Below are 25,535 nucleotides of genomic sequence, written 5' to 3'. Positions count from 1 at the left end.
CGGTGCCGGACCGTCCCGGAGGGGTACCTCGTGACGTTCAGCGGGCCGCGGCGAGCCGGCGGCCGACCGAGGCGATCAGCCGGTCCAGTTCCGAGCCGAACGGGTTGTCGTGCACCAGGTACGTCCAGGTGGCGCTGGGCCGGACCAGCTTGGCGGCGTCCGGCTCCCAGTCCTCGGCGAACTCGGTCTCCTCGAAGGTGGCCAGGGTCCGCGTCTCGATCTCGGGGATGAGGTTGGTGAACGCCGGCACCGCCGCCCGGTGGAACTCGTCCAGCGGGTCGAGCCGACCCAGCGCCCGCAGGTGCACACCCTCGCGCACCTCGGACAGCTCGGCCAGGTGCTCCGCCCAGAGACGGTCGGTGTGGTAGAGCGCGATCGACCGGGCCACCCGGGCCAGCAGGTCCTCGTCCATCTCGCCGGCCTTGTCGGGCATCCGGTCGAGCAGCATCAGCGCGGCGATGTCGGACGTCAGCAGCCGCTCCCGGCGCTCGGCCAGCGCGATCCGCTGCTGCTCGATGACCACGCTGTAGCGCCAGGTGTTGCGGTGGATCTCGTGGTTGACGCCCTCGGCGACCCGCTGGGCGTGCTCCACCGCGTAGTCGACCTGCTCGTCGGTCACCAGGCCGTCGGCGTTCATCCGGGGCGACGCCGGGATGGTGTCGCCGGCGTGCCGCACCACCAGGTCGTCCTCCAGGCTGACGAAGAAGACCGAGCCACCGGGGTCGCCCTGCCGGCCGGCCCGGCCGCGCAGCTGGTCGTCGACCCGCCGGCTGTCGTGCCGGCCGCTGCCGATCACGTACAGCCCGCCCAGCTCGGCCACCCGCTCCTGGTCGACCTGCTCGCTGCCGCCGAGCCGGATGTCGACACCCCGACCCGCCATCTGGGTGGAGACGGTCACCGCACCGTACGCGCCGGCCTCGGCGATGATCGCCGCCTCCTCGTCGTCGTTCTTGGCATTGAGCACCACGCACGGCACCCCGGCAGCCTGCAGACCGGCGGCGAGCCCCTCGGACTCCTTCACATCGAGCGTGCCGACCAGCACCGGGCGGCCCGCCTCGTGGCAGCGCCGGATCTCGTCGATCAGCGCCTCCTCCTTCTCGGCCCGGGTCGCGTAGATCCGGTCCGGCTCGTCCTCGCGGACGCAGGGGGTGTTCGGCGGGATCACCGCCACCTCGAGGCCGAAGAACTCGCGGAGCTGGTCGCCGACCAGCACCGCGGTCGCCGTCATGCCGCACAGCTTGGGGTAGAGCGCGATGTACGCCTGCACGGCGATGGTGCCCAGCACCTCCCCCTCGGCGGTGGCGTCCAGGCCCTCCTTCGCCTCCACGGCGGCCTGGAGGCCGTCGGGCCAGCGCCGACGCTGGGCGACCCGGCCACGCATCTCGTCGATCAGCTCGACCGAGCCGTCCCGCACGATGTAGTCGACGTCGCGGTGCAGCAGGGCGTGCGCGTGCAACGCCACGTTCACCGCCGAGAGCTGCCCGACGTGCTCGGTGTCGTACAGGTCGATGCCGCCCAGTTTGGCCTCGACGGCGGCCAGCCCCTCGGTGGTGAAGGCGACGCTGCGGCCGTCGTCGGCGACCGTGTAGTGCCGACCCCTGCGCAGACCGCGCACCAGCGCGGCGGCGGCGTGCACCGGGTCCTGCTCACCGGTGACCGAACCGGCCAGCACCATCGGCACCCGGGCCTCGTCGATCAGGATCGAGTCGGCCTCGTCGACGATCGCGGTGGCCAGCGGCGGCTGGACCCGGTCGGCCAGGTCGGTGACGAGCTGGTCGCGGAGGAAGTCGAAACCGGCCTCGCTGACCGACACGTAGGTGACGTCGCAGCCGTACGCCTCCCGCCGCTCGGCCGGGGTGGACGCCTCGTTGACCCAGCCCACGCTCAGCCCGAGCAGCCGGTAGACCGGCGTCATCCACTCGGCGTCCCGGCGGGCCAGGTAGTCGTTGACCGTGAGCACGTGCACCGGGCCGTTGCCCAGCCGGACGTGCCCGTAGGCGGCGACGGTGGCGGTCAGCGTCTTGCCCTCACCGGTGGCCATCTCGGCGACCTTGCCGGACAGCAGCGCCATCGCACCGAGCAGCTGCACGTCGTACGGCCGCTGGTCGAGGCCACGACGGGCGGCCTCCCGGCCGACGGCGCAGATCTCCACGTACTCCGTGGCCGCACCGGCGGCCTCGGTCAACGCGGCGTCGTCCAGCGCCGACAGCTCGTCCTCGCGCGCGGCGACCCGCGGCAGCAGCTTCTCCAGCGGAGCGAGGTCGACCGTCGTCCCCGGGCGCTGGAGGAACCGGCGGAACCTGCTCTTCAACCGTTGCGACACACCCATGAGCGGCAACGGTACGCGAACCCGGCCGGAAAAAGCTGCCCGGTCCGGGCGTGGTGGCCCCGGTGTCCAGTTCCCGGCACATCCGGCCAGGTCAACGGGGGTGATCAACCCCGCCTGCGGGAAAGGGTTGCAGGCGGCCGTCAGAGGCGCGGGCTGACGGCCGTCGATGATCAACGGGGTCGCTCCCGGCGGGGCGGGCCGAAGGAAGCTCACGACCTCTCGGGTGGGGGGTCAACGAGGACTCCCCCACGACGGCTACCCGGGGTCGGATGGTCATCGACACCACGCCCCCGCGCACGACGGGAAGAAAGAACCTCTCCCGGTCGGCCGAGAAGTCCGAGGGATCACCCCCGCATGCGCGGGGAGCAGCCGTGGAGGTTGTCCGGCCAGACCCGGACATGCGGATCACCCCCGCATGCGCGGGGAGCAGGTGCCGGCCGCCGAGTTGACCGCGTTCCGCCCGGGATCACCCCCGCATGCGCGGGGAGCAGGCTAGGGCAGCTTCGATGGCTTTGCAGGGGTCGGGATCACCCCCGCATGCGCGGGGAGCAGATCAACCTGTCGGCGGCCGGCGCGGACAACACCGGATCACCCCCGCATGCGCGGGGAGCAGTCCGCGTCGTCGAGCAGCACCGAATGCCCATCGGGATCACCCCCGCATGTGCGGGGAGCAGGACGGTTGGGGCTGCACGCAGGGTCAGTGCGACGGATCACCCCCGCATGCGCGGGGAGCAGCCGCCGAGGATCTGGGACGTCCCCAGGCCCGCCGGATCACCCCCGCATGCGCGGGGAGCAGTACCGCCCTGCTCAGAGGCCGTTACCGAGGTCGGGATCACCCCCGCATGCGCGGGGAGCAGGCCCCGCACGAGCGCGTCCTCGTCGGCCAGGTGGGATCACCCCCGCATGCGCGGGGAGCAGAGAAAGGCATGCAATGTAGGGCCGAACCTCGCAGGGATCACCCCCGCATGCGCGGGGAGCAGGCTTTCTGAGCTGGGGCGCTGTAGATCAACTAGCTGGATTTACTTCACTTGTCGGCGCACGCCGCTTCGCGTGCGAATTCGACGAAGCCCTGCCAGGCCGCCGGAGTGAACACGAGCACCCCACCGTCACGGTCCTTGGTGTCCCGCACCAGGACAACGCCGGGCAGGTTTCCCGCGACCTCCACACAGTTGCCACCGTTGCCGCCACTCTTCGTGCTCTTGTGCCACCGCGCCCCGGTCAGGTCCACGGTGCAGCCACTTCCTGCCGGCCGACGAAGCCGAGAAAGCCCTGCCAGGCCGCCGGAGTGAACACGAGCACCCCACCGTCACGGTCCTTGGTGTCCCGCACCAGGACGACACCGGGTAGATTCCCCGCGACCTCTACACAGTCTCCACCGTTGCCGCCGCTCTTCGTGCTCTTGTGCCACCGCGCCCCGGTCAGGTCCATGATGCAGCCGCTTCTCTCAGGAGATCGAGGGTCCGTCCACGAGGGAGCGCCTCGCCACGGATGCGTTCCCAGCGCCGTTCAAGGTTAACAAGCTCGGACGGCTTGTCCAGGATCTGCGCCGGGGCCGGACCGTCCACGTGGGCCACCCGCGCCCCCTCCGGCAGGTCGGCGATGACGAACGGCCCGTCGAGCCCCGGGTAGCTCGCGGCGTCGGCCGGGACGACGTGCAGTTGCACGTTCGGCATCTCGGCACAGGCGAGGAGGTGGGTGAGTTGGGCCGCCATGAGCGCCCGGCTGTCGCCGACCCGGCGGCGCAGGACGCCCTCGTCGAGGACGGCGACGAGCAGGGGGCTGCGTTCCCGGTGCAGGATCGCCTGGCGGGCCAGTCGCGCGTCGGTCAGCTCGTCCATCGCCTCGGCCGACAGCGTGCCGCCGGTGAGGGTCGCCCGCGCGTACGCCTCCGTCTGGAGCAGGCCGGGCACCCAGGCCAGCTGAAAAGCCCGTAGGGTGGTCGCCTCCCGCTCGATGTCGACCCAGGGCCGGAACCAGACCGGCTCGCGCCGCTTGACGATGTCCGGCCAGAGGGCATCGACATCTCGCTCCAGCAGGTCTGCGACGGTGGCCCGGTGTCGGCTCTGGGGGATGTGTCCGGGGTTTGCCCACCGGGCCACGGTCTTGGGGTGCAGACCGAGCTGGCCCGCCAGGCTCTCGGCGGTGTATCCCGCCTCGGCGAGCGCTTCGACAAACGCGTGATTCATGCCTTTTCCCTCCCCGAACAATGCAACTGTCCGCAAGAATTAGCACAACGCTGTGTGATTGTCTAGACACTCTCGGCAAGCTGGGCGGCAGGACGACGCCGCCGTTCCGGTCCAGCACCAGCGGCGACGCCTGTCGGGTGGGGCCGCACGACGAGGGGCGGGCGGCCCCACCCTCCACACCCGAGGGACAGGACGCCACCATGCCGCAGCACGACCACGTACAGCACCGTCATCCGGCACCAAGGCCCGGCACCCCGACGCCCGCACCGCCCCCGACGAACCACCGTCCGCTCCGGGCGGGTGACGTGCTGCTCCTGACCCGCACCGCGTCACCGCAGTTCACCCAGCCGATCACGGTACGGGTCATCCGCGAGCTGACCGACCGGCACACCTACCAGGGATGGGTGTGGATCACCGCGTACCAACTGGACGCCGCCCATCAAGCGGTCCGGCGCCGCGAGCTGTACGTCCGCCGCGACGGCCTGCACTGGCTGCCCGCCCCCACCCCACCGGCACCCCGCCCACGGACGTCCGGCACCCCGCCGATCCGGCGCACCAACCAGCGCGCACCGGCCCCACGACGGGGACGCCTACCGGGCAACCAGCTCACCCCCCCGACCGGAGCACCGATCTGACCCGCCGCTCCCCGCGCCGGCTCCCACAGGCTCCACCGCATCGCCGACCCGACATCGCGCCCGATGATCACCTTGCCGAAATGAAGACGACACGCCGGGAGGAGTGCTTCATTCTGCAAAGTGATCATGAGGCACCGTGGCCGCAACAACACGAGCAGCGGGAAAGAGTGCTTCATATCGCAAAGTGATCATGAAGCACTCCGAACCAGGCGGGACGACACGCCGCAAGGCGATCATCAGGTGGGACGCAAGTCAGCAGGTGAGGACGACCTGGAGTTCCTGGCGGCGGCGTTCGGCCAGGTCGGTGAGCAGGGCCGGGGCCTCGGCGAACGGGACCACCGCGGAGATCAGGTGCTTACGCATCAGGTCGCCGTACCGGTGCAGCAGGTCGATCGTCTCGGCGGAGAGCCGCTCCCGGTCCCAGGCCGGGGCGAGGCCCCGGGGAACCCGGCCGATCTGGGCACACCGCAGCGACAGACCGTTGTGGTGGAACTCCTCACCGAGCCGGACGGCCTCCGCACCGCCCTGGTAGAAGGCCAGGTCGATGACGGTGCCCTGGGGACGCAGCAGGCGCAGCGCCAGGTGCAGCGCCCAGGCCTGCCCCCGGCACTGGAACACCACGTCCGCGCCCCGGTCCCCCGCGCTGTGGTGCCAGCGGGTCTTGAGCAGCACCGCCGGATCGTCGGCCTCCGGGTCGAGGGTTTCCAGGCCGAGCGCCTCGGCGACCTGGCGGCGCTGCGGGGTCGGGTCGAGCACCACCACCGAGGCGGCTCCGTGCCGCCGGGCGAACAGGGCGGTGAGCAGGGCCACCACGCCACCGCCGACCACCGCCACCCGGCGGCCGCGCACCCCGTCGCCGAGCGAGCGTACGTCGGTGCCACACAGGTCGGCCGCGGCGTGCAGCAGGCCGTTGGCGCAGATCGGCCCCATGTGCGCCACGTAGACGCCGAGCATCGGGTCGAGGTCCCCGGGGAGCAACACGAACCGTTCGGCCAGCGGGTCGGCGACGTAGCCGGTGCGGTGGCCGTAGGTCATCGCGCCGACGGTGCCGACGGCAATCGCCGGGGTACGGCTCTGCACCACCTCACCGACCTGCATGTAGCCGAGCCGGGTGACCGGGTACGGCGCGCTGGCCGTCCCCGGCCGGAACAGGCCCAGGGTGGCGTCGAAGGTGACGTTGAGGAAGGGGTTGGTGCCCTTGACGAAGCTCAGCTCGGTGCCGGCGGAGACCCCGCTGTAGCGGGTCCGTACCCGGATCGCGCCGTCGCCCAGCTCACCGGCCTCCTGCTCGGCCAGCTCGACCTGCCCGGGGCCGCTGACCACCACCACCGTGTCACGCATCGAGGGCCACCCACGCCGGTGCGCCGTGCCCGCCGCCGGCCTGGAAGTCAGCGGTCGCCGGGGCGAGCGCGGCCGGGCCGGTGGGCAGGGTGACGCTGCGGCCGGTACGGGCGCTCTGCGCGACCGCGACCGCCAGCCGCTGGGTGCGCAGCGCCTCCGCGTACGGCACCCGGATGTCGTCGCCGGCCCCGGTGACCGCGTCGACGAAGGCCCGGTCCACGGCGACCCGGGCGCCGTCCGGGTCGGCCGGGAGGTGGCGTTCCCCGTCGGCGTCACGCACGGTCAGGCCGTCCTCGGCCAGCGACAGGGCCAGCCCGTCGGCGAGGATCTCCAGACCGGCCCGGTGCTTCCAGCCCAGCACGCAGGCGGCGGCGAGGGTGCCCACCGCCCCGTTGGCGAAGCGCAGGGTGGCGGCGGTCACCGAGTCGATATCGGCGCCGTCGACCGGGGGCGGGCTGCCGTCGCCATACGCGGTGACCTCGACTACCTCCCCGACCAGGGCGCGGATCAGGTCCAGCACGTGGGCGGCCTGCTCGACGACCGGGCCACCGGAGCGGTCCCGCACCGCCCACCAGGCCACCGGGGGCACCTTGTCCAGCCAGGCCCCGTTGACCATCCGCACCGGGCGGTCGGCGAGCAGCTCCCGGGCCTGCTCCACCACGTGCAGGTACCGCCAGTGGTGCCCGACGGCGGTGCGCAGACCCTTCTGCTCGACCAGGGCGGCGACCCGTTCGGCGGTGTCCAGGTCGACCGCCACCGGCTTCTCCACGAACATCGGCACGCCGGCCGCGATCACCGCCTCCTCGACCGGCCCATGGGCGAACGGGGGGACGCACACGTACACCGCGTCCGGGCCGGCGGCCAGCAGCTCGTCGATGTCGGCGTAGACCCGCGCGGAGTGCGCGTCGGCCAGGGCCGTCGCCGCCTCCCGGGCGACGTCGGTGACGCCGATCAGGTCCACGTCCGGAAAACTCCCCAGTACTCGGGCGTGGCGTTGCGCCACCCCGCCGGCCCCGACCAGCCCCACCCGGCACGTACGCATTCCCTCGGCCCTCTCGACGCGGTCACGACCCACGCCGTCAGCACTCCCCCCGACGGGGGGCGGCAAAACCCGGGGCGGGTCCGCAACACAGCGTTCACCTGCCGGGAACCGGGCGGTGGACCGATGTGATCAAGCTGTTAGGGATTATCCGGTTAGCGGCAATGCGGGGATGGGAAAACCACATACGGGTTTTCCGCCATGGATCTGGGGGTTTGCCAGTGCGGGATACAGAACCGACCGTCTCACCTGTCGTGGAGGCATGGGCCACCTATCGGACGACGTCGGCGCAGGACTGGCCCACACGACGGCTGATGAGGGCGAAGGGGGAGAACCGGGTCAGCGTCGTGCTGCCCGCCCGCAACGAGGAGGCAACCGTCGGGGCGATCGTCTCGACGATCCGGGAACACCTGATGGACCGGGTGCCGCTGGTCGACGAACTGATCGTGGTGGACTCCCGGTCCACCGACCGGACCGCCCAGGTGGCCCGCGCGGCCGGCGCGGAGGTCGTCGGCCAGGACGAGATGACCCGGGGCCTGCCCCGGCTGACCGGCAAGGGCGACGCGCTCTGGGCCGGTCTCGCCGCCGCCGACGGTGACGTCGTCGCCTTCGTCGACGCCGACCTGCGCGAGTTCCGGCCGCACTTCGTGACCGGTCTGATCGGTCCGTTGCTGGTCGACCCGACCGTCGAGTTCGTGAAGGGCTTCTACCACCGGCCGCTGGTCGGCACGGCCGGCGTAGAGGCCGACGGCGGCGGGCGGGTGACCGAGCTGATGGCCCGCCCGCTGCTGAACCTGTTCTGGCCGGAGCTGGCCGGCTTCGTGCAGCCCCTCGCCGGTGAGTACGCCGGCCGGCGCGCGGTGCTGGAACGGGTGCCGTTCGTCACCGGCTACGGCGTCGAGACGGCCATGCTGATCGACCTGCTGGAGCTGGTCGGCCTGGACGCGCTCGCCCAGGTCGACCTGGGCGAGCGCAAACACCGGCACCAGGACACCGCGGCCCTGGGCCGGATGTCCGCCCAGATCATGCACACCGCCTGGGCACGGTTGCAGCAGCGGGGCTGGGCCGCCCCGGGCACCAGCCCGGCGGGCACCCTGACCCAGTTCCGCCGGGGCGGCTCCGAGGCGCTGCCCAGCCTCGACCGGGAGATCGTCGTCAACGACGTCTCGGTGCAGGAACGTCCGCCCCTCGCCGACCTGCGGCCCCGGGTGCCGCGCCGGCGGGTGGCCGCCGCGTGACCACGCTGGTCCGGCCCGGGGTTCCCCGGCCGCGACCGACCCGACGTCGCCCCCGAGCGGTCGGACACCGTCCCGAGACTCCGCCCGCCCCGAGAGGAAACCCCGACCATGAGCCTCACCGTGCTGATGAACGCCGGCCCGTGGCTGTCCGTCCCCCCGCCCGGGTACGGCGGCATCGAGAACGTCATCGCCACCCTGGTGCCGGAGCTGCGTCGGCTCGGGGTGAAGGTGGTGCTCGCCTCGGTGGGGTCGAGCACCCTGCCGGTGGACGAGAAGTTCTCGGTCTACGACGACGGGCAGTTCGCCGCCCTGCAACGGCCGTACAACCAGGTGTGCGGGGTGTCCCAGGCGCACCTGGCCGGGGTGGTCCGGCAGGTGCACGGCCGGGACGACGTCGACCTGGTGCACGACCACGTGGAGGCGGTCGGGCTGGCCACCCTCGCGGCGATGGGGCCGGCCGCCCCGCCGGTGCTGCACACCCTGCACTGGGACCTGGCCAAACACCCCGAGTTGTACGGCAACCTCGACGCCGGGACGCGGGTCCGGGTCAACGGCGTCTCCGCCGCGCAACTGGCCCGGGCACCCCGGGCGCTGCGGGAACACTCGGTCGGGCACGTGCACCTGTCGACCCCGCTGGCCGTGCACGCCGACCGGGCGCCCCGGCCACCCAAGGGCGACTACGCGGTCGTTCTCGGCCGGATCAACCCGGGCAAGGGCCAGGACGTCGGCGCCCGGCTGGCCCACCGGACCGGGGTGCCGTTGGTGCTCGCCGGCCCGGTCGGGCCGTACCACCGGCCGGCGGACCTGGCGGCGGCGGGCGACGAAGCCCGGCAGAACCCCGACGTGCGCTTCTTCCACGAGCAGGTCGCCCCGCACGTCGACGGTGACCTGGTGCGCTGGGTCGGCACGGTGGCCGGCCGGGAGCGCGACGATCTGTTGGCCGGGGCGCGGGCGTCGTTGTTCCCGCTGCGCTGGGAGGAGCCCGGCGGGACGGCCGTGGTGGAGTCGCTGGCGTTGGGCACGCCGGTGGTGGCGACCCGGCGGGGCTGCCTGCCGGAGCTGATCACGCACGGGCGCACCGGCCTGCTCACCGACGACGAGGAGGAGCTGGGCGAGCTGCTGCTGGCGGCCCACCGGATCGACCCGGACGAGTGCCGGCGGGAGGCCGCCACCCGGTTCACCCCGGCGGTGATGGCCGAGAGGTACGTCACCCTCTACGAGACGGTCCGGGCCTCGGCGGCACTGCCGCAGCTCCGGGCCGCCTGAGCCGCGGGTACCCGGCGGCGGGGCGGTGCCGGCCCCGGTTTCGCCCCGCCGGGTCGCGGGTACCTGGCGGTCCTGCGGAGCACCACGAACGGAATCGAGGGCCGATGGTCAGCCGGATCACCTGCGAGGTCAACGACGAGTCGCCGGTGACCGTCGTACGCCTGGCCGGCGCGCTCGACCTCGGGACCATGCGCGCCGTGCACACCGTGCTGGACCGCTGCCTGACCACCCTGCCGGACGCGCTGGTGGTCGACCTGGGCCGGGTGACCGTCGCCGACCGGCTGGCGCTGTCGGTGTTCGCCGCCGCCGCACGGCAGGCCGCCGACTGGCCCGCCGTGCCGGTGGTGCTCTGCTCTCCCCCGCCGGACGCCGCGGCCTGGCTGGCCACCTCCACCGCCTGTCGGGTGGTGCCGGTGCGGCAGGACTGCGCGGAGGCGACCCGGCTGGCCGGGGCCGCCGCCGCGCCCCGGCTGCGGGCCCGGCTGGAGCCGGTGGCGGGGGCCTGCCGACGCGCCCGGGAGCTGGTCGGGGACGCCTGTTCGCGGTGGAACGTGCCGCACCTGGTCGAGCCGGCATCGCTGGTGCTCAGCGAGCTGGTCGGCAACGTGGTGCGCCACGCCCACACCCCGATGCGGATCACGCTGACCCTGCACCAGCCGTACCTGCGGGTGGCGGTCGCCGACGGCAGCCGGACGGCGGCCCGCGAGGCCAGCCCGAGCCTCTCCGCCGAGGGCGGCCGGGGGCTGCTGCTGATCCGGGAGATGGCGCAGCGCTGGGGCAGCTCTCCGCTGGCCGACGGCAAGGTGGTCTGGGCACTCCTGCCGGCCAATTGACCGAAATTCCCCCTCTCGCCTGGTTACATGGGCAGTGGGGCGGGTAGTCGCGCCCGTCCTTTCTGTCGTCACGACGGGGTGAGAGAACCATGCCCAGACGGGTAACCACGGAACCGGCCCGGGACCGGGGGCCGGCGATCCTCGCCCCGGCCCGGTTCGGCGGTTTCCCCGGCCCGGTCCGTCCGGCGCTGCCCGGGAACAAGCTGCTGCGGCTGCTCGGCACCACCGACGCCAAGCAGATCGGCCTGCTCTACCTGGTCACGTCGTTCGTGTTCTTCCTGATCGGCGGGGTGCTGGCCCTGCTGATCCGGGCCGAACTGGCCCGGCCCGGGATGCAGTTCCTCTCCCCGGAGCAGTACAACCAGGCCTTCACCATGCACGGCACGATCATGCTGCTGCTCTTCGCCACCCCGCTGGTGTTCGCCTTCGGCAACTACGTCGTGCCGTTACAGATCGGCGCCCCGGACGTGGCGTTCCCCCGGCTCAACGCGTTCGCGTACTGGCTCTACCTGTTCGGCGGCACCATGGTCGTCGGCGGCTACCTCACCCCGGGCGGCGCGGCGGACTTCGGCTGGACGGCGTACAACCCGCTCAGCGACGCGACGAACTCCCCCGGCATCGGGGGGAACCTGTGGGTGGTCGGCCTGGTCGTCTCCGGGCTGGGCACCATCCTCGGCGCGGTCAACCTGATCACCACCACGCTGACCCTGCGCGCCCCCGGCATGACCATGTTCCGGATGCCGATCTTCACGTGGAACATGCTGCTCACCGCCGTCCTGGTGATCCTGGTCTTCCCGCTGCTGGCCGCGGCGCTGCTGGCCCTCGGCGCGGACCGGCTGCTCGACGCCCACGTCTACGACCCGGCGACCGGCGGGCCGATGCTCTGGCAGCACCTGTTCTGGTTCTTCGGCCATCCCGAGGTCTACATCGTGGCGCTGCCGTTCTTCGGCATCATCACCGAGATCATCCCGGTCTTCAGCCGCAAGCCGATCTTCGGCTACACCGGTCTGGTGCTGGCCACGGTCGCGATCACCGTGCTGTCGATGACCGTCTGGGCGCACCACATGTTCGCCACCGGTCAGGTGCTGCTGCCGTTCTTCAGCTTCCTCAGCTACCTGATCGCGGTGCCCACCGGGGTGAAGTTCTTCAACTGGATCGGCACCATGTGGAAGGGCCAGCTCACCTTCGAGACGCCGATGCTCTTCGCCGTCGGGTTCCTGGTGACCTTCCTGCTCGGCGGCCTGACCGGGGTGCTGCTGGCCAGCCCGCCGGTGGACTTCCACGTGACCGACTCGTACTTCGTGGTGGCGCACTTCCACTACGTGCTGTTCGGCACGATCGTCTTCGCCGCCTTCGGCGGGGTCTACTTCTGGTTCCCCAAGATGACCGGCCGGCTGCTCGACGAACGGCTCGGCAAGCTGCACTTCTGGACCATGTTCGTCGGCTTCCACGCCACCTTCCTGGTCCAGCACTGGCTGGGTGACGAGGGCATGCCCCGGCGGTACGCCGACTACCTGCCCGGCGACGGCTTCACCACGCTCAACATGATCTCCACCGTCGGGTCGTTCGTGCTCGGCGCGTCCACCCTGTTCTTCCTCTACAACGTCTGGAAGTCCTGGCGGTACGGCGCGCTGGTGACGGTGGACGACCCGTGGGGCTTCGGCAACTCGCTGGAATGGGCCACCTCCTGCCCGCCGCCGCTGCGCAACTTCGACCGGATGCCCCGGATCCGCTCCGAACGCCCCGCCTTCGACGCGAAGTACGGTCCGCTCGTCGCCGACCTCGGCCGGGACCTGCCGCAACGCACCACCCGACCGCCGCAGGAACTGCACGACGAGCTGCACCACGAACGGCACGTCCCCGAGTCACCGGCGGCCGAGGGCGCGCACGGTGCCCGGGAGGCGGTCGCCTACCAGCCCGCCCCGCAGTCCGGTGCCCGCCCGGTGGAGGTACCCGAGCCGGAGGACGTCCGCCGGCCCGGCTTCGCGCACTCCGACGCGCCCGACAGCGAACCACCCGGCGGCGCGGATCCCGACACCCCCGAGCGGTGGCGTCACCCGCACGGCACGGACGACGACCCCGGGCGGCGCTGACCGGCACGCCACGGCCGCCGGGCCGGCGCTCCCGCGAGGGGGTGCCGGCCCGGCGGCCGTCGTCGGTTCAGGCGTCCACGGGGGCGGGCAGACCCGCGGCGGCCAGCGACCGCCCCACCGCCGGCTGGACCCGGGTCAGCCGCACCGGCACCCCGGTACGGATCGCCGCGTCCCGGCCCGCCACCAGGGCGGCGATGCCACCGGCGTCGACCCCGCCCGCGCCGTCCAGGTCCACCACCAGTTCGCGGGGCTGCCCGGCGACCGCCTCCAGCATCGTCCGGCGCAACTGGTCCGCGCCGTCCCGGTCGATCTCGCCCCCGACCTCCACCACGGTCCGCTCGGCGGTGCGCTTGACCACGATCCGGTTCCGGGCGGTCTCCGTCTCCGCGGCGCCGTTCTGCCACGGCGGCGGGGTGTCGGCGAGCATCGCCTGACGCAACCAGGTCAGCGCCCGGGACAGCAGCCGGGAGACGTGCATCTGGGAGATGCCGAACCGGGCGGCGATCTCCGCCTGGGTCTGGTTGCCGTAGAAGCGCATCGCCAGGATCCGCCGCTCCCGCCAGGGCAACCGGTGCAGCAGCCCGCTGATCGTCACCCGGTCGTCCACCGACTCCAGGTCACTGTCCGACTCCCCCACCAGGTCACCGAACTCGGCGGAACTCTCCCCGCCGACGGGCGCGTTGAGCGAGGCCGGACTGTATCCGGCTGCCGACTCCAGCGCGGCCAGGATCTCCTCCTCCGGCGTCTCCAGCCGGGCCGCCAGCTCGGCCACGCTCGGCGCCCGGGACAGCTCACTGGTCAACGCCGAGGTCGCCTGGCCGACCTCCAGGATCAGGTCACGCAGCCGGCGGGGCACGTGCACCCCCCAGGTCCGGTCCCGGAAGTGCCGCTTGATCTCCCCGACGATGGTGATCGCCGCGTACGCGGTGAACGAGCCCCGTTCGGGGTCGTACCGGTCGACGGCGTTGACCAGGCCGAGCCGGGCCACCTGCTCCAGGTCCTCCAGCGGCTCACCCCGCCCCCGGTAGCGGCGGGCCAGCCGGCCGGCGAACGGCAGGGCGAACCGGACCAGGTCCTCGCGCGCCTCCCCCCGACGCTCCGGTGGCAGGCCGGCGATCCGCGCCGCGTACGCCAGCGCCGCGGCGTCCAGGTCCTCCAGACCGCGATCGGTCGGCGGTGGTGTGGTCGTGGTGGTCTGTCCGAACATCCGCGCCTCCCTCAGGAAGGTCCCCCGCCCGGATCGAGCCGGTCGTGCGCGTGGTGGGACCACGCACCGGGTCGGAAGTAGGTCACCTGCCGCGCCGGGATCACCGGACGCGTGGGAACGGCGACCGACCGTCACGCGACGTGGTCCAACCGTCGCGGCGGGCGGTCCTCCCGCTCCCCAGGTACTCAACCACGCAGCCCCGGGTTCGCGAGGATGTTTCGGTGCGCCGGGTCCGGCCGGGCGGCGCGGACACCCCGGGTGTCCCCTTTCCGGGCTAACCCCGCCCGGCCGGTCGGAGGTCACCGGCGCTCCCACCGGAGCCGGCCGACGGCCGGCACGGACCGGTCAGGACACCGCCAACCCCAGCGACGCACCCGCCTCGTGCAACCCGGCGAGCGCCTCGCCGACACCCAGCGGCGGCGGCGTCGGCAGGTCGTACGGCTGGCCGCGCAGCACCTCGGTGGCCCGCCGGGTGGCCACCGGCCCGACCGGGTAGCCCCGGGCGGCGGTGCGGTCCAGCGCCCGGCGACGACGCCCGAACGCCGCCACCGCCAGCCACTGCGGCAGCCCGGCCAACGCCGGGGACCGCATCCCCGGCGACTCGGGCAGCACGTCCACCGAGTTGAACGGTTCGCTGCCGGCCAGCCACCACTCCACGTCGTCCACGCTGCGCCGGGTCGCGTTCTCACACCAGTACGGCACCAGCCCCGCCCGCACCACCTGCCACGGGTCGAGCAACCGGCCGCACTCGACCACCAACCGGTCGCCGGTCTTGCCGGCCCGGCGCAGCCACCGCCGGTAGAGGTCGGCGGTGGCCGCGCTGAGCACCCCCGGGTGCGGCACCCCGACCTGCCGCAGCTCGTGCCCCCGGGTACGGGTCCACTGGTCCAGGGCACTGGTGAAACCCGGCTCGACCCCGTGCTCGGCGGAGCCCCGGGCGGCGGTGACCGGCGGCGGCTCCCACCCGGCCCCGGTACCGCCGGCGGCCCGGAGCACCTGGCGCAGGGTCGGGGAGTCCGGATGGAAGTCCACCGGCTCCAGGCCGCTGGCCGGGGAGCCGAGCTGGAAGCTGTGCCCCGGTCCGGAGTCCGACACCGGCCAGCCGCGTCCGTCGCCGACGAGCAGCACCGCCGAGCGGCGGGTCAGCCGGTCGGCCAGGAACCGGGCGTACGCCACCGGCAGCGACCGCCACCGGGCCACCAGGCTGAGCGTGGTCCCGGCCAGCGCGCCCCGGCTGGCCGGGCAGTGCACCTGGCGTACGTGCAGGTCGGGGTTGCCGGCGAGGACCCGGGCGGCGAACGCGGCGCCGTGGTCCAGGGCGGCCCCGGGCCGGTCTACCGCGCCGTGTGTCCACTGGGCGGTCATCTCGAACCCGGCCGGCAACCAGGGCACCCCGAGCGCCACGGCCAGGTGGACGGCGGCGGCGTGCGGCGAGCCCAGCACCACCGCCGGATAGCGCTGCCGGGGGTACTGGCCGACGATCCACCGGGCCACCCGCTCCCCGTCCACCCCGGCGGCCTGCGCGGCGGTGAGCGTCACCCGTCCGGCGTCCCGCCGGGCCGGCTCCGCGGCGACGGTGGACCGGGACGACGGGCCGGGGTGCCCCAGGTCCGCGCAGTCCAGCCCGCGCAACGCCCGGGCGGCGGCGGCCACCAGCACCCGCGCGGTGCTGCCCGCGGCGACCACCCGGTCACCGGACAGCCCGGCGTCCGGGGCCGTCGTCGCCCACGGCACCGGTTCCGTCCTGCCCCGATCGCTCACCACGCGGCCCGGCTTCCCGTCCCGCTGGGGTCTAAACAGGGCATCCCGCGCCGACGGGCGCAATCCTCGACCTCCGGCCGGTAGGCCCCGGCGGCTCCGGCACGGTGGTCACCGCCCGTCGGCCGACATCATCCGGTCCCGGATCCGCCGGGCGGCGTCGCCGTCGGCGACGAGGTCCCGCAGGTCGGCCAGGGCCGGCTCCGGTGCCCGCCGGGGCACCGTCGGGTCCACCACCGCCTCCAGCACGCACGGCCGGTCGGCGGCGAGCGCCTCGTCCCAGGCGGCTCCCACCAGCTCCGGCCGGTCCACCCGGACACCGTGCAGCCCGAGCAGCCGGGCCCACCCGGCGTACGGCACGTCGGCCCGGCGGACGCCCGCCGCCCCGGGACGCGACCGGGCGGCCACCCCGGGCGGCACCCACCGGCCGTCACCCGGGTCGCGGTGGTCACGGTCGTTGAGCACCAGCACCACCAGCCGGGGATCGGCCCACTCCTGCCAGCGCTGCGCCACGGTGATCAGCTCGGCCAGCCCGCTGAGCTGCATCGCGTCGTCGCCCAGCAGGGCGACCACCGGTGCGTCCGGGCGGTCCAGCTTGGCCGCGAACGCGTACGGCAGCGCGCAGCCCGGGGAGCCGAGGGCACCGCAGAGCTGCGCGTCGACCCCGGGGGGCAGCGTCAGGTGGCGGGCGTACCAGGGCAGCACCGCACCGACGTCGACCGCGACCGCCCCGGTCCGGGGCAGCCGGGTGGACAGCTTGTGCAGCACCAGTTGCGGGTTGACCGGCTCGGCCGGTTCGGCGGCGCGGGCGGCGGCGGCGCTGCGCCACCGGTCCACCGAGCCCTCGACGGTGGCCCGCCACTGCCGGTTCGGCCGGTCGGCGACCTGGCCCACCAGGGCGCGTACCGTCTCGGCGGCGTCGCCGACCAGTGGCACGTCCACCGGGTAGCGGGTGCCGATCCGTCGTCCGTCGATGTCGATCTGGATGGTGCGGGTCTGGCCCGGCGGCGGGAGGTAGTCGGTCCACGGGTCGTTGGTGCCCACCAGCAGCAGCGTGTCGGCGCCGCCCATCAGCTCCGCGGCGGCCGGGGTGCCGACCTCGCCGAGCACCCCGGTGTGGAACGGCAGCCGCTCGTCGAGGACCGGCTTGCCCGGCAGCGAGCTGGCCACCCCCGCGCCCAGCCGGTCGGCCAGCACGGTGATCTGCTCCGCCGCGCCCCGGGCGCCCTGCCCGACCAGGATCGCCACCCGTCGCCCGACGGTGAGCAGCGCCGCGGCGGCGTCCAGGTCCGCCCGGTGGGGCAGCACCCGGGCCAGCGGTTCACCCGGCGTCGCGTTGAGCACCCCCGCCGCGTGCGGTTGCAGGTCGGCCACGGCGGCTACCTGCAACGCGCGGGGCAGCACCACGCAGGTCGGGCTGCGGGTCGCCACCGCGGTACGGAACGCCTGGTCGAGCAGCGCCGGCACCTGGGCCGGGGTACGGCCGTAACGGACGAACTGGTGGCACACGTCGGCGAAGAGCCGGCTCAGCCCGATCTCCTCGTGCACCTCGCCCAGCGGCCCGCAGACGTCCTCGCCGATGATGGCCACCACCGGCCGGCTGTCCAGTTTCGCGTCGTACAGGCCGCTGAGCAGGTGCACCGCGCCCGGCCCCTGGGTGGCCAGGCAGACCCCCACGCCGCCGGTGAACTTGGCGTGGCCGGTCGCCATGAAGGCGGCGGTCTCCTCGTGCCGGGCGGGGACGAACTCCGGATCCCCACCGGCGGAGTCCAACGCCCCGACCACCGGGCCGATCGCGTCTCCCGGGCAGCCGAAGGCGCGGGGCACCCGCCAGGCCCGCAACCGGTCCACCACCAGCTGGGCGACCGTACGGTCAGCCATGGTCCCGTCCCGGGGTGGCCGGATCGGCGTACCGCAGCACGGCGCCGATCCCGTCGGCCAGCTCGGGGGCCTCGTCCGGCCCGAGGACGGTCAGGTCGGCGTCCGTGCCGACCAGCGCCCGGACCAGTGCCGCGTCGGCGCGGACCCGCTGCGGGTCGGCCACCGCGGCGAGTCCGCCGGGTGCGGTGGCGAGGTCGGTGGGCCGCGGGCCGATCCACAGCTCGCCGATGGCCGACGGGTCGTCGACGAGCAGCATGGTGTCGACCTGGTGGCGTTGCAGGGCGTCCACCACGGCGTCCAGCCCCGCCCCGACGTCCTGCTGGGTGCCGAACCGGTCCAGGGCGGCGGTGACGTGCCGGTCGGCCGCCTCCGCGATGGTCTGCACGGTGACGTCGTCCATCGCGGTCGGGTCGGCGCCGCCGGCCCGGGAGCCGGCGTCGGTGCGGACCACCACGTCCTGCCAGCGCGACGGCAGTTGCGCGGCGATCATTCCGGTGGCCCGGATGTCCCCGGCGACCACCACCACGTCCGCGCCGACCCGGTCGGCCAGCTCGGCGGTGGCCGCGGCGGCGTCCCCGGCATTGTGGTGCCAGGCCTCCATCGCGGCCCGCTGGTAGCGGGACTGGGACCAGCCGCCGGACTGCCCCCGGCGCAGCGGGTAGGTCTGCGTGCCCGTGACGTGGGACCGCCGCGGCACCCCGCCGGCGCTGACCGCGACGGCGTCCGCGCCGGTGCGGTCGGCGAGCACCCGGACCCAGGCGACCTGTTCACCGCGCTGCGCGAGCAGCGGCATGACGTGCGGCAGCGCGGTGTACGCGGCCAGGTCGCGCAGCGGCGGCGCGGACAGGTACTCGGAGAGGACCACCCGGCCCCGGCTGGCGAACGCGGCCAGCCCGTAGTCGCCCGGCATCGGGTCGTGGCCCCGGACCACCCGGTCCAGTGCCGCGACGGTGGGCTCGTCCGCCCCGTCGGCGACGAGCTGCTCGGCCAGGGCACGCCAGCGCAGGTCCAGTGCCGGACGCGCGTCCTGGGTGTCCCGGGAGGCGTCCAGATAGACCGAGCACCACGGCCCGGGACGGTCGTAGAGCGGGCGCAGGAAGGACAGCTGCATGCTCGACCCCTTTCCGGCTCGACCGCCCGCTTACCCGCGCCACCCGGGATGTCACCTCGTCACGACGGGGCGGCCGGGGGCCGTGAGACGCCGGTTCATTCACGTCATTCGACCCAGGAGGCGGATACCATCAGTGAACGGAACCGGACTCTCGGTGGTGAACATGGACAGCGATCTCCGTAATCGGGTGATACGCCCGACGCAGCGGATACTCACCGGGCGGGTGGTCCGGTTCATGGACGGCTACTCCCGCGAGGTCAGGATCGGCCAGCCGGTGCTGGTGGCGGTGCTGACCGCGGCGAGCGTGGCGGGGCTGCTGGTGATGCTGGTGCGTACGGTGCTGTCCAGCCTCGGCGGTGGGGGCGCCCGCCGAAAGTGGAAGGACCTCAAGAAGGGGCCGGAGTTCCTGGTCACCCCGCTGCGGGTGCGCGACGACCACGGCCAGCTCTACGAGGTGGAGCTGCACGGGCACCTGCCCCAGAGCGCGGTGCACCCGTCCGACTGGGTGCAGCTGACCCTCCGCCCGCAGGACGTCGACCTGCCGCCGCGCATCGAGCGGATCGTCAACCTGACCACCGGGCAGCTGCTGACCCCGCGTACCGCGACGGTGTGGAGCCACCTCGGCCCGCCGCTGCTGATCCAGGCGGTGCTGGGGGCGGTGCTGGTGCTGCTGGTCGCCACCGCCGTGATCCTCACCTGACCGCGGGCCGACCGGGGTCAGCGGGCGCGGGTCAGCCGACCGGGGTCAGCGGGCGCGACGCCGGGGTGGCCCGCAGCAGCCCCCGACGGGCGGCCCACCGCTCGAAGAACAGGGTGGCGAAGGGCGGCACCGCACAGACCAGCGCGACGACGGTGACCCCGGGGGACCACCGGTGCAGCCGGGCGACGGCGAGCACCAGGATGCCGTACGCCACGAAGAGCGCGCCGTGGATCGGCCCGAAGACCTGCACGCCGATCTCGTTGCCCGGCGGGCCGTACTTCACCGCCATGCCGACCAGCAGGGCCAGCCAGGAGCACGCCTCGGCGATGGCGGCCGCCACGAACAGTCGGGTCGTCTTCTCGCGCATCGCGCCATGCTATCCAGCGGTCGTCGCCGGCCGGCCCGCGACGGCCGGGAAGCCGTGGGGATCACCAGGGTCGTCGGTGGGTACGTAGAGGGTCCTTCGGGCCTTTCCGGTTCCCCGGGGACGTGCAAGGTTGATCGGACCAACGGTGACAGGGCGGTGGCCATGGGCGAGGAAGTCGGAGCGCGCACCTTCAGCCGGGAGGACCGGGCCCGATACCGGGAGAAGGTACGCCGGTGTCTGGACGTCTTCGCCGAGATGCTGCGGGAGTCCCGGTTCGACGTCGAACGGCCGATGACCGGCCTGGAGATCGAGCTGAACCTGGTCGACGACGACTCCCGCCCGACGATGCGCAACGCCGACGTGCTCGCCGCCGTCGCCGATCCCAGTTTCCAGACCGAGCTGGGCCAGTTCAACGTGGAGATCAACGTGGCGCCCCGGCGGCTCGTCGGCACCGGCACGGCCGAGTTCGAGTCGCACGTGCGGGCCAGCCTGAACGCCGCCGAGGAGAAGGCCCGGACGGTCGGCGCCCACATGGTCATGATCGGCATCCTGCCCACCCTGGAACCGGGGCACCTGACCGCCGGCGCACTGTCGGCGAACCCGCGCTACGCGCTGCTCAACGAGCAGATCTTCGCCGCCCGGGGCGAGGATCTGCGGATCGCCATCAGCGGGGTGGAGCGGCTGGCCACCACCGCCGACACCATCACCCCGGAGGCGGCCTGCACCAGCACCCAGTTCCACCTCCAGGTCAGCCCGGCCGACTTCGCCGGCTACTGGAACGCCGCCCAGGCGGTCGCCGGGGTCCAGCTCGCGCTGGGGGCGAACTCGCCGCTGTTCTTCGGCCGTGAGCTGTGGCGGGAGACCCGGGTGCCGCTGTTCCAGCAGGCCACCGACACCCGCCCCGAGGAGATCAAGGCCCAGGGGGTACGCCCGCGGGTCTGGTTCGGTGAGCGGTGGATCAACAGCGTCTTCGACCTGTTCGAGGAGAACGTGCGCTACTTCCCGGCGCTGCTGCCGGTCGGCGACCCGGAGGACCCGGCCGAGACGCTGGCCGCGGGCGGGGTGCCGAAGCTGGCCGAGCTGCGGTTGCACAACGGCACCATCTACCGCTGGAACCGGCCGGTCTACGACGTGTGGAAGGGTCGGCCGCACCTGCGGGTGGAGAACCGGGTGCTGCCGGCCGGGCCGACCGTGGTGGACACCATCGCCAACGGCGCGTTCTACTTCGGGCTGGTCCGGGCGCTGGCCGAGGCGGACCGGCCACTGTGGTCGCAGATGTCGTTCAGCGCGGCGGAGGAGAACTTCACCAGCGGCGCCCGGCACGGCGTCGACGCGCAGGTCTACTGGCCGGGGTTGGGCTACCTGCCGGCGACCGAGCTGGTGCTGCGCCGGCTGCTGCCGTTGGCCCACCAGGGGCTGGACGGGTGGGGGGTGGATCCGGCCGAACGGGACCGGCTGCTCGGCATCATCGAGCAGCGCTGCCTGACCGGGCGCAACGGCGCGAGCTGGCAGGTGGCGGCGCTGCACCGGCTGGAGTCCGCCGACCACCTCGACCGCCCCGAGGCGCTGCGCGAGGTGGTCCGCCACTACGTCGAGCTGATGCACAGCAACCGTCCGGTCCACGAGTGGCCGGTCCCCTGACGGAGGGTTTCCCGGGTCCTCCCGCATCGCCGAGTCGATTGACTTTCGATAGGTTAAGAGCGATAGTCGATACATGACGACGGCACGTTGGGCGGTCACCGCCCTCAGAGGTTTCCTCGTGGTCCTGTTCGCGGTGCTGGTCCTGTTCCAGACCATGTCGCTGCCCGGTCAGTTCGCCCACCTGGCGCGCGAGTCGCCCGAGCAGGCCTACCTGCGCTGGCCCGCCACCGCCGTGACGGTGTTCTGGGTGCTCTGCGTCCAGGTGGTGATCGTGGCGACCTGGCGGCTGCTCACCCTGGTCAGGAAGGACCGGATCTTCAGCGAACCCGCGCTGGCCTGGGTGGACGCCATCGTCTGGGCCATCGCCGCCGGCTGGCTGACGCTGGTGGGGGTATTCCTCTACGTCGGGTTCCACGCCGACGACCCGGGTCTGCCGATGCTGCTGTTCCTGCTGTCGGTCGGCGTCACCGTGCTCGGGCTGCTCATGGTGGTGATGCGGGCGCTGCTGCGGCAGGCCACCGCGCTGCGTACCGACATGGAGGCGGTGATCTGATGCCCATCGTCGTACGCATCGACGTCGAGCTGGCCAAACGCAAGATGAGCGTGGGCGAGTTCGCCGAACGGGTCGGGCTGACCCCGGCGAACGTGGCCGTGCTGAAGAACGGCCGCGCCAAGGCGGTGCGGTTCAGCACCCTGGAGGCGATCTGCCGGGTGCTCGACTGCCAGCCGGGCGACGTGCTCGAATTCGTCGACGACGGGGAGCCGACGCCGTGAGGTACCTGCTCGCCCTCGCCGCGGTCGTGGTCCTGGCCGCCGGGGTGGCCGGCGTCGTGCTCGGCGAGTCCGACGACTCCCCCGGCCTCCAGTTCCTGGGCGGCCTGCTGGTGATCGGCGCACTCGCCATCGGCGTCCGGATCGCCCGCCGCCCCCGCTGACGCCACCACGCCCCGTCCCGGCGGGTGGGCCGGCGACGCACGCGCCCTCGACCCCGGCGGGCGGGGGCAGGGCAGGCGGGGCCGGCAGGGCGTCGACCATGACGGCCCGGCGGACCCGGCGCCACACCGGCCGGTCAGGGCGCGGGCCAGTTCCGCAGCAGGGCGTCCAGGGCGTCGAGGACCCGGATCCAGGTCTGCTCGGTGTCCGGGGCGCTGTGGTCGAACCCGCCGCCCAGTTCGAGGTTGACGTAACCGTTGAAGACGCTGCCCAGCAGCCGGACCGCATGGGTCTGGTCGGGCTCGCCGAGCTGGTAGCCGCGCAGAATGGCCCGGGTCAGCTCGGCGTGCCGGCCGCCCGCGCTGGCGGCGGCCGCCTCCGGGTCGAGCCTGAGCTGGGCGGCGGCCCACCGGCCAGGATGCTCCCGGGCGTAGTCGCGGTAGACGCCGCCGAGGGCGGCCAGCGCGTCCCGGCCGGCCCGACCGGCGAGGGCGTCGGCGGCCCGGACAGCCAGCTCGTCGAGGGCCAGCAGGGCGATCCGGGTCCGCAGGTCGCCGGAGTTCCGCACGTGCGCGTAGAGGCTCGCGACCTGTACGTCGAAGCGCCGGGCGAGCGCCGAGAGGGTCACCTGGTCGAAGCCGACCTCGTCGGCCAGCTCCGCGCCGGCCCGGGTGAGGCGTCCGGGGGTCAAGCCCGCTCGTACCATGACTCATTATGGGTTTGCCTAAAGGTTTTAGGCAAATTACCGTTGCCGTCATGGAACCACTGACCGAGCAGGAGATCCGGTCCGCGTTCGTCAACTGCACCAAGGGCGAGAGCAAGCGGCTGTACGTCCCCCGTGACCTGGCCGACCGCCCCTGGCCCGAGCTGGACTACCTCGGCTGGCGCGACCCCCGCGCTCCCGACCGGGCCTACCTGGTCACCGAGCTGGACGGCCGGCGGACCGCCCTGGTGCTGCGCTGCCCCACCCCCACCACCCGGCAGCCGCCGCGCGGCCTGTGCACCATCTGCCTGACCTCCCCCGCCGGCGGCGTCAGCCTGATGGTCGCGCCGAGGGCCGGCAAAGCGGGGCAGCAGGGCAACTCGGTGGGCACCTACCTCTGCACCGACCTCGCCTGCCCGCTCTACGTGCGCGGACGCAAGGACCCCGGGCCGGGTGCCCGGATGCAGGAGTCGCTCACCACGGAGGAGAAGGTCCAGCGGCTGACGACGAACGTCGCCGCGTTCGTCGCCCGGGTGACCGGCTGACCCCGACCCGGCGGATCGACGGCGGGACCGGCCCGGCGCCGGTGCTCACTGCGGGGGCGGCACCGCCTCGTCGATCACCACCTCGGCATGACAGGTGACCTCACCGAGCACCTCGCGCACACTCCGGCGCAGGTCGAGCCGGGCCCCGGCGAAGCTGACCGGACCGTGGAACGACGCCCGCCCGTCGCCGCCGAGCCGGAAGGTCGCCCCGGTGAAGACGCTCCCCGCGAACCCGGTGTCGCCGTGGAACTGGGCACCGGTGAAATCGGCGTGGCCCACGTGACAACCGCCGAGGTCGAGGTCGACCAGGGTGGCCCCGCAGAGCATGAGATCCGTCCCCGCCCAGTGCGGCGGCCCGCCCACGGCGTCCGTCGACGGTCGCAGCCGCGCCGCGAGCAGCCGCTGCGCGGTGCGCCGCAGCTCCAGCTCGACGGCCTGCCCGTCGGTGCGTGGTCCGGCCAGGTCGAACGGCAGCGGCATCCGCAGATAGCCGCAGATCGTGTCCACCACCCGCTGCCGCAGCTCCGGCCGGGCATCGCCGAGGTCGGCGAGGACCGCCAGGCCGGCCCGGCGCACGTCGGGGTCGGCGTCGGCGAGCTGGCCCGCGTACGGCCGGACGGCGTCGTCGGGCACCAGCTGCGCCCCGTCCGGCCGGGCCGACACTGCCGGCGTCCAGCCCAGCGGCCAGCACACCGGGCCGCCGTCGGCAGTGTCGGCCCAGGTAGCGCCGGTGAGGTCCACGGTGGGCTGGTCGAGGTGGACCGGGCCGGCGAACCGGGCCTGGCGGAACGTCGCGGCGGCGGCGAACCGCGCCTTGAAGAACCAGGCCGGACCGGTGAACCGGGCCTGCCGGAACGACACCGGCCCGACGAACCGGGCGCCGTCACCGCCCTCGCTCCACTCCTGGTAGTCGCCCATCAGCACGGCGACCGGCCAGTGCGGGTCGTCCTCGTTCGGCTCGTCCCAGGGCGCGGGCGAGGTCTCCTCGGTGCTCTCCCAGGCCGGGTCGTCCTCCCACAGCTCGTCCTCGCCCCGGCCGAACCAGGCGAACGCGGCGAACCGCGCCCCGGTGAAATCGGCGTCGGCGCGGAACCGGGCCCGGCCGAACGCGGCATGGTCGAGGAACCGGGCCTGGCTGAACCGGGCCGGGCCGGGCCAGACGGTGCGGGCGAAGTCGGCGACACCGGTGAACCGGACGTCGGCGAACGAGGTGGTCCCGAGGAACGTGGCGTCGGCGAACCGGCCCGCACCCAGCACCGCGCGGGAGAGGTCGAGATCCACCAGGGTGGCCGCCCGCAGGTCGAGGTCGACGCCGGGCAGGTCCGGTGCGGCGGGCAGGTCGACCGGCCCGGCCGGCGTTTCCGCCACCGCTGCGGGGCGCAGCAGCGTGGCCAGCACCCGGCCCGCCTCCCGCCGGGCGTCGACGTCCCAGCCGTCGGCCCCCACCGGCGTCCGCAGCCCGTCGGCGAGCGCCGCGACCGCCGGCGGCCGCAGCCCGGGACGCCCGGCCACCAGCTCACCGAGACGGCGCAGCGCGGCGATCCGGCCCGCGCCCGTCTCCTGCGCGACCGCGCGGACGGCTCCCTGAAACGCCACCGGGTCCGACTCCCCGACCGTCACCCCGACCTCCCCACCCGAGCCCGCCGGGGGACGCCCCGGCGTCGCGCAGGATAGCCGGGCCGACCGACACCGGCCCCGGGCGGCGCGCTCCACCATCGCGGGCGTGCGC

At 73.6% G+C, this 25,535-nt stretch carries 24 protein-coding genes and 1 CRISPR repeat array; of the genes, 11 read left to right on the top strand and 13 right to left on the bottom strand.

Annotation, left to right across the window (positions count from 1 at the left end; all coding sequences use genetic code 11):
• Positions 1 to 37: 37 nt before the first annotated feature.
• From secA2 to GA0070623_RS01415, 4 genes are all read right to left on the bottom strand, one after another.
• Complete coding sequence (gene secA2, locus GA0070623_RS01430) at positions 38 to 2,329, bottom strand: accessory Sec system translocase SecA2 (protein WP_067314399.1); 2,292 nt, start codon at positions 2,327 to 2,329, stop codon at positions 38 to 40.
• A gap of 341 nt (positions 2,330 to 2,670) precedes the next feature.
• Positions 2,671 to 3,309: a CRISPR direct-repeat array (repeat unit 28 nt; unit sequence GGATCACCCCCGCATGCGCGGGGAGCAG).
• Positions 3,310 to 3,353: 44 nt separating this feature from the next.
• Positions 3,354 to 3,551 (bottom strand): DUF397 domain-containing protein, encoded by a 198-nt coding sequence (locus GA0070623_RS01425; RefSeq protein WP_089004236.1) that lies wholly within the window; start codon positions 3,549 to 3,551, stop codon positions 3,354 to 3,356.
• Positions 3,548 to 3,757, bottom strand: coding sequence for a DUF397 domain-containing protein (locus tag GA0070623_RS01420; protein ID WP_089003860.1), 210 nt, complete (start codon positions 3,755 to 3,757; stop codon positions 3,548 to 3,550). The genes GA0070623_RS01425 and GA0070623_RS01420 overlap by 4 nt, the downstream gene beginning before the upstream one ends.
• Positions 3,748 to 4,515: a DUF5753 domain-containing protein gene (locus GA0070623_RS01415; RefSeq protein WP_067314667.1), complete on the bottom strand. Its 768-nt coding sequence runs from the start codon at positions 4,513 to 4,515 to the stop codon at positions 3,748 to 3,750. Before GA0070623_RS01415 ends, GA0070623_RS01420 begins: the two co-directional genes overlap by 10 nt.
• A 305-nt stretch (positions 4,516 to 4,820) precedes the next feature.
• On the opposite strand from GA0070623_RS01415, the gene GA0070623_RS01410 reads away from it, so the two are divergent.
• Positions 4,821 to 5,150: a hypothetical protein gene (locus GA0070623_RS01410; RefSeq protein ID WP_084261589.1), complete on the top strand. Its 330-nt coding sequence runs from the start codon at positions 4,821 to 4,823 to the stop codon at positions 5,148 to 5,150.
• Positions 5,151 to 5,402: 252 nt separating this feature from the next.
• Here the strand turns inward: GA0070623_RS01410 and GA0070623_RS01405 are convergent, their stop codons facing one another.
• Both GA0070623_RS01405 and GA0070623_RS01400 read right to left on the bottom strand, forming a co-directional pair.
• Positions 5,403 to 6,491, bottom strand: a complete 1,089-nt coding sequence (locus tag GA0070623_RS01405) for a zinc-dependent alcohol dehydrogenase (RefSeq protein WP_067314669.1) — start codon at positions 6,489 to 6,491, stop codon at positions 5,403 to 5,405.
• Complete coding sequence (locus GA0070623_RS01400; RefSeq protein ID WP_067314671.1) at positions 6,484 to 7,533, bottom strand: Gfo/Idh/MocA family protein; 1,050 nt, start codon at positions 7,531 to 7,533, stop codon at positions 6,484 to 6,486. The genes GA0070623_RS01405 and GA0070623_RS01400 overlap by 8 nt, the downstream gene beginning before the upstream one ends.
• 218 nt (positions 7,534 to 7,751) lie before the next feature.
• On the opposite strand from GA0070623_RS01400, the gene GA0070623_RS01395 reads away from it, so the two are divergent.
• The 4 genes from GA0070623_RS01395 to ctaD all read left to right on the top strand — a co-directional run bounded on the left by GA0070623_RS01395 (position 7,752) and on the right by ctaD (position 12,960).
• Positions 7,752 to 8,768 carry a glucosyl-3-phosphoglycerate synthase gene (locus GA0070623_RS01395; RefSeq protein ID WP_067314673.1) on the top strand — a complete coding sequence of 339 codons (1,017 nt, stop codon included), beginning with the start codon at positions 7,752 to 7,754 and terminating at the stop codon, positions 8,766 to 8,768.
• A 108-nt stretch (positions 8,769 to 8,876) separates the two neighbouring features.
• A complete protein-coding gene (locus GA0070623_RS01390; RefSeq protein ID WP_067314675.1) occupies positions 8,877 to 10,034 on the top strand; it encodes a glycosyltransferase in 1,158 nt (385 codons plus the stop codon).
• A 104-nt stretch (positions 10,035 to 10,138) separates the two neighbouring features.
• Positions 10,139 to 10,867, top strand: a complete 729-nt coding sequence (locus GA0070623_RS01385) for an ATP-binding protein (RefSeq protein ID WP_067314678.1) — start codon at positions 10,139 to 10,141, stop codon at positions 10,865 to 10,867.
• 89 nt (positions 10,868 to 10,956) lie between these two features.
• Complete coding sequence (gene ctaD / locus GA0070623_RS01380; RefSeq protein ID WP_089003859.1) at positions 10,957 to 12,960, top strand: aa3-type cytochrome oxidase subunit I; 2,004 nt, start codon at positions 10,957 to 10,959, stop codon at positions 12,958 to 12,960.
• Positions 12,961 to 13,027: 67 nt separating this feature from the next.
• Here the strand turns inward: ctaD and GA0070623_RS01375 are convergent, their stop codons facing one another.
• From GA0070623_RS01375 to GA0070623_RS01360, 4 genes are all read right to left on the bottom strand, one after another.
• Complete coding sequence (locus GA0070623_RS01375; protein ID WP_067310972.1) at positions 13,028 to 14,167, bottom strand: SigB/SigF/SigG family RNA polymerase sigma factor; 1,140 nt, start codon at positions 14,165 to 14,167, stop codon at positions 13,028 to 13,030.
• A 345-nt stretch (positions 14,168 to 14,512) separates the two neighbouring features.
• A complete protein-coding gene (locus tag GA0070623_RS01370) occupies positions 14,513 to 15,931 on the bottom strand; it encodes a hypothetical protein (protein ID WP_067310968.1) in 1,419 nt (472 codons plus the stop codon).
• A 105-nt stretch (positions 15,932 to 16,036) separates the two neighbouring features.
• Positions 16,037 to 17,806 (bottom strand): thiamine pyrophosphate-binding protein, encoded by a 1,770-nt coding sequence (locus GA0070623_RS01365; protein WP_067310964.1) that lies wholly within the window; start codon positions 17,804 to 17,806, stop codon positions 16,037 to 16,039.
• Positions 17,799 to 18,917, bottom strand: a complete 1,119-nt coding sequence (locus tag GA0070623_RS01360; protein ID WP_067310961.1) for a baeRF2 domain-containing protein — start codon at positions 18,915 to 18,917, stop codon at positions 17,799 to 17,801. Before GA0070623_RS01360 ends, GA0070623_RS01365 begins: the two co-directional genes overlap by 8 nt.
• Before the next feature lie 154 nt (positions 18,918 to 19,071).
• Between GA0070623_RS01360 and GA0070623_RS01355 the strand changes: the two genes are divergently transcribed.
• A complete protein-coding gene (locus GA0070623_RS01355) occupies positions 19,072 to 19,617 on the top strand; it encodes a hypothetical protein (RefSeq protein WP_172898484.1) in 546 nt (181 codons plus the stop codon).
• Positions 19,618 to 19,648: 31 nt separating this feature from the next.
• Here GA0070623_RS01355 and GA0070623_RS01350 read toward each other — a convergent pair whose 3' ends face one another.
• On the bottom strand, positions 19,649 to 19,984 hold the full coding sequence (locus GA0070623_RS01350) for a DUF3817 domain-containing protein (protein WP_067310957.1): 336 nt from the start codon (positions 19,982 to 19,984) through the stop codon (positions 19,649 to 19,651).
• A 162-nt stretch (positions 19,985 to 20,146) separates the two neighbouring features.
• On the opposite strand from GA0070623_RS01350, the gene GA0070623_RS01345 reads away from it, so the two are divergent.
• The 4 genes from GA0070623_RS01345 (at position 20,147) to GA0070623_RS30270 (ending at position 22,560) form a co-directional block, all read left to right on the top strand.
• Entirely contained in the window at positions 20,147 to 21,625 is a 1,479-nt protein-coding gene (locus GA0070623_RS01345; RefSeq protein ID WP_067310954.1) for a glutamate--cysteine ligase family protein, read from the top strand.
• Between the two features lie 73 nt (positions 21,626 to 21,698).
• Positions 21,699 to 22,178 carry a DUF2975 domain-containing protein gene (locus GA0070623_RS01340; protein WP_067310950.1) on the top strand — a complete coding sequence of 160 codons (480 nt, stop codon included), beginning with the start codon at positions 21,699 to 21,701 and terminating at the stop codon, positions 22,176 to 22,178.
• The gene (locus tag GA0070623_RS01335) at positions 22,178 to 22,399 is read left to right on the top strand and encodes a helix-turn-helix domain-containing protein (protein ID WP_067310947.1); all 222 of its coding nucleotides are present in this window, start codon (positions 22,178 to 22,180) and stop codon (positions 22,397 to 22,399) included. The genes GA0070623_RS01340 and GA0070623_RS01335 overlap by 1 nt, the downstream gene beginning before the upstream one ends.
• A complete protein-coding gene (locus GA0070623_RS30270) occupies positions 22,396 to 22,560 on the top strand; it encodes a hypothetical protein (protein ID WP_172898356.1) in 165 nt (54 codons plus the stop codon). The genes GA0070623_RS01335 and GA0070623_RS30270 overlap by 4 nt, the downstream gene beginning before the upstream one ends.
• Positions 22,561 to 22,694: 134 nt before the next feature.
• Here the strand turns inward: GA0070623_RS30270 and GA0070623_RS01330 are convergent, their stop codons facing one another.
• Positions 22,695 to 23,249 (bottom strand): TetR/AcrR family transcriptional regulator, encoded by a 555-nt coding sequence (locus tag GA0070623_RS01330; protein ID WP_231932616.1) that lies wholly within the window; start codon positions 23,247 to 23,249, stop codon positions 22,695 to 22,697.
• Between the two features lie 65 nt (positions 23,250 to 23,314).
• On the opposite strand from GA0070623_RS01330, the gene GA0070623_RS01325 reads away from it, so the two are divergent.
• Positions 23,315 to 23,806, top strand: a complete 492-nt coding sequence (locus GA0070623_RS01325) for an FBP domain-containing protein (protein WP_067310941.1) — start codon at positions 23,315 to 23,317, stop codon at positions 23,804 to 23,806.
• Positions 23,807 to 23,851: 45 nt separating this feature from the next.
• Here the strand turns inward: GA0070623_RS01325 and GA0070623_RS01320 are convergent, their stop codons facing one another.
• On the bottom strand, positions 23,852 to 25,402 hold the full coding sequence (locus GA0070623_RS01320; protein ID WP_157517577.1) for a pentapeptide repeat-containing protein: 1,551 nt from the start codon (positions 25,400 to 25,402) through the stop codon (positions 23,852 to 23,854).
• Between the last annotated feature and the right edge of the window lie 133 nt (positions 25,403 to 25,535).

The organism is Micromonospora rifamycinica, assembly GCF_900090265.1.
Lineage (GTDB): Bacteria > Actinomycetota > Actinomycetes > Mycobacteriales > Micromonosporaceae > Micromonospora > Micromonospora rifamycinica.
Note: the sequence above shows the minus strand (reverse complement) of the source record. Positions and strands in the feature narration are given on the sequence as shown.